Source organism: Microcoleus sp. (genome assembly GCF_049646505.1).
Classification (GTDB): Bacteria; Cyanobacteriota; Cyanobacteriia; order Cyanobacteriales; family Microcoleaceae; genus Microcoleus.
Genome location: NZ_JBARVX010000029.1, coordinates 1 through 3,625, shown reverse-complemented (window position 1 = coordinate 3,625; position 3,625 = coordinate 1). Strand labels below are relative to the sequence as shown.

3 protein-coding genes are annotated in these 3,625 nt (G+C 46.8%); 2 read left to right on the top strand and 1 reads right to left on the bottom strand.

Going from position 1 to position 3,625, the window contains the following annotated elements:
- Together WBA89_RS01995 and WBA89_RS01990 are read left to right on the top strand one after the other, a co-directional pair.
- The coding region (locus tag WBA89_RS01995) for a GAF domain-containing sensor histidine kinase (protein WP_424403586.1) at positions 1-1,068 on the top strand (1,068 nt) is incomplete at its 5' end.
- 214 nt (positions 1,069-1,282) lie between these two features.
- Entirely contained in the window at positions 1,283-2,587 is a 1,305-nt protein-coding gene (locus WBA89_RS01990) for a cytochrome P450 (protein WP_424403584.1), read from the top strand.
- 216 nt (positions 2,588-2,803) lie between these two features.
- Here WBA89_RS01990 and WBA89_RS01985 read toward each other — a convergent pair whose 3' ends face one another.
- The gene (locus WBA89_RS01985; protein WP_424403582.1) at positions 2,804-3,409 is read right to left on the bottom strand and encodes a chorismate lyase; all 606 of its coding nucleotides are present in this window, start codon (positions 3,407-3,409) and stop codon (positions 2,804-2,806) included.
- Positions 3,410-3,625: the final 216 nt, after the last annotated feature.

Genomic DNA, 3,625 nt, shown 5'->3' with positions numbered 1-3,625 from the left:
AATATAGGATTGCACTCTATGCTGAACATTCCCGTTCAAACATCTGCTGGTAAAATTGGAATGATTTGCTGTAGCGCTTGTAGCGGGGTGAGGTGTTGGAGCGATGAGGAAGTGGAACTTTTGGTGGCGGTGGGCAATCAATTGGCGATCGCCATTAATCAAGCAGAACTCTACAATCAAAGCGTCGATTCAGCCCGGATCGCGCAAGAACAAACTGCCCAACTCGAAACAACTCTGTGCGAACTTAAGCTTGCTCAAACTCAACTCGTCCAAGCCGAAAAAATGTCCAGTCTCGGTCAGATGGTAGCAGGAATTGCCCACGAAATAAATAACCCAGTCAGCTTTATTTTCGGCAATCTAACCTACACTGAAGAATACACCGGAAACCTAATAAAACTGCTGCAAATGTATCGAGACGAACACCCAGAACCTTCTCCAAATCTTCAGGAAGAAGTAGAGCGGTTAGAGCTGGATTTCTTGCTAGAAGACTTGCCAAAAATGCTATCTTCGATGCAGGTGGGAGCAACTCGCATCCGGGATATTGTGCGGAGTTTGCGAAATTTCTCTCGTCTCGATGAAGCTGAGATGAAAGATGTTAACATTCACGAAGGCATCGACAGCACGTTAATGATTTTAGAACACCGTCTGAAACCTCAGCCAGATCGCGCTGCAATTCAAGTCATTAAAGAATACGGAGAATTGCCGCTGGTGGAATGCTACGCCGGACTGTTGAATCAGGTGTTTATGAATATTATCGCTAACGCGATCGACGCTTTACAATATCCGCCGGAAAATCCGGGAATTATCCGCATTCGTACAGAGGTAGAAGGTAATTGCGCGAGGATCGTAATTTCTGATAACGGTTCAGGTATCAGCGATAAAGTCAAGCAGCGGATATTCGATCCTTTCTATACTACAAAACCGATCGGTTCCGGTACGGGGATGGGTTTGGCAATTTCCCATTCAATTATTGTCGAAAAACACAAAGGTAAAATCAACTGTTTTTCGGCGAACGGGAAAGGTACTGAATTTGCGATCGAGATTCCGATTAAAAGAATAGAAAATTAAATTGGTTCGATCGTTCGGACTTCAGTCCTTCTTAAATTCCGAGGACTTCAGTCCCCACTACAAACCTATTATGCAATTCGTTCGAGTGTGAGGATTTAAGTCTCGCTCTTATGCGGACTGAAGTCCTCACTACAAACCTATCAGGGTTTTTTACCAATTTTGTCTGAATTTGATATCATATTAACAATCTAAAATCTAAAATCTAAAATCTAAAATGGCATTACCTCCAGGCAGTTTAGGTTTACCGCTAATTGGCGATACTCTCAACTTTTTGCAAGATTCCCAATTTGCCAAAAAACGCCACCAACAGTACGGGCCAATTTTCAAAACCAGCATCCTCGGACAGCCTACCGTGTTTGTGTGCGGCCAGGAGGCGAATTTGTTTGTTTTAAGCCATGAAAACCAGTATTTTGTTGTGAGTTGGCCTCCCAGCACCAAAGCGCTGTTAGGGCCGCTTTCCTTGGCGCTGCAAACGGGTTCGGAACACCAAAATCGACGCAAGCTGCTATATCAAGCATTTCAACCGCGAGCTCTGGCGGGCTACATCGGCGGGATGGAAGATATCACGGGGCGCTACTTGCAAAGGTGGACGCAAATGAGCGAGTTTGCGTGGTATCCCGAACTGAGAAATTATACTTTTGATGTTGCTTGCAAGCTGTTAGTTGGAATTGATAATGGTTCGGATACGGCGCTAGGACATTATTTTGAAACTTGGTGCGAGGGTTTGTTTTCTATTCCTTTGGATGTGCCTTGGACGAAGTTTGGGAAGGCGAAAAAATGCCGGGATTTGCTGTTAGCAGAATTAGAAAATATTATTCGAGACAGACAGCAAGCAGCCCCCGGCGGGAGTGATGCTTTGGGTTTGCTGATTTGTGCTCGCGATGATGATGGCAATTCTCTGAGTTTGGAGGAGTTGAAAGATCAAGTGCTGCTGCTGTTGTTTGCGGGACACGAAACTCTGACTTCGGCGATCGCCTCTTTTTGTCTTCTCGTGGCTCAAAACCCCGATGTAATGGCAAAAATTCGCGCGGAACAACAGCAGTTTCCTGCAACTGAACCGCTAACTCTGGAACAGCTCAAACAAATGACTTATTTAGAGCAGGTGATGCGAGAAGTCCTGCGGTTGGTACCGCCGGTGGGAGGCGGTTTTCGGCAGGTAATTAAGGCTTGCGAGTTCGGTGGCTACGAAATTCCCAAGGGTTGGAGCGTTTTGTATGAAATTAATCAGACGCATCAGGATAGCGCAGTTTATCCCGAACCCGATCGCTTCGATCCCGATCGATTTACGGGCGATCGATCGACAAATGCGAAACCTTTTAGTTACGTGCCCTTCGGCGGCGGTTTGCGGGAATGTTTGGGAAAAGAGTTCGCCCGGTTAGAGATGAAATTGTTTGCGGCGAGGATGGTTCGGGAGTGCGAATGGGAGCTTTTACCGGATCAAGATTTGAATTTGATCCGAGTACCGACTCCGCATCCCCGCGACGGTTTGCGAGTGAAATTTCGGGGGAACTATTCTTAAGAACAGGCAAGATGCCTGTTCCACAATAGGTAAATTTTGTTGTGGGGTGGGCTTCTAGCCCACCCTGAAAGCTTTATTAGACCTCTTGCAAAAGTGCTTTTCATCAAATTTTGGGACGATGCTCAGAGCAACGTCCCACAAGAAAAAAAGATTTTTGTGGGGTGGGCTTCTAGCCCGCCCTGAAAGCTTTATTGATAATGGTGCAAGAGTTCAGTCTCAATCAACATCCAAGTGCATCGGCCCCAAATACTTAGTCAAATAAGGCGAAAACACCTCATAAATCAGCGTCAGCGGCTTCCCGTGATGCCAAAATAAATAATGTCGCCCCCAAAAAGGCCCCGATTGTTCAAAAGCAGACTCCAAAACCGCCGAATCGCCGAAATAAATGCCTTGTACGTCGCGATACAACTCTGTCCGCAGCCGCCCTAAACTAGCCCATATTGGCAAAGATTTATTTTGCAAATATTCATCTACGTGACTCGCTTCCCACCAAGAAGTCGCGTAGGCGAGGCGCTGTCCCGAAGCTGTCCGCAGCCACACTTGACGGCGCAGGCGCGGCCCTGGAACGGCGACAATTTGCTGGGGTGCGCCGTCTGCGCCGTCACCCACCAAGGACATATCGATCACGTCTACTTCTGTGGGTTCCCCTGTCAGCAGTTGCAGGTGACGGGTGGGGGAACCGTCGCCCAGGAGCAGTATTTGCCATGCCGGCGCTAGCTTAGTGTGGGGTAAACCCTTCTGTACAGAGTCTTCTGCTCCTTCCCACAGGGGGTTGAGAGCGTGCCAGGTGCGGCTGTGTTTGGGTGTGAATGTTGCAGTCAAGGGTATTTACAAAACTTAATTTTTTGTTTATTGTAACGCTTATGCAATTATCCGATCTAAAATCTAAAATCTAAAATCTAAAATCGACGGACGATCGCCCGTAGGATGTCCAGTCAAATAGTTATAATAAAATTCGCGATCGCACTCCGACTCTCATAACCGGGTTTTGGAAGAAAAAAACGCTTTTTAGATACCCGTGCACAATTCCTAAATACT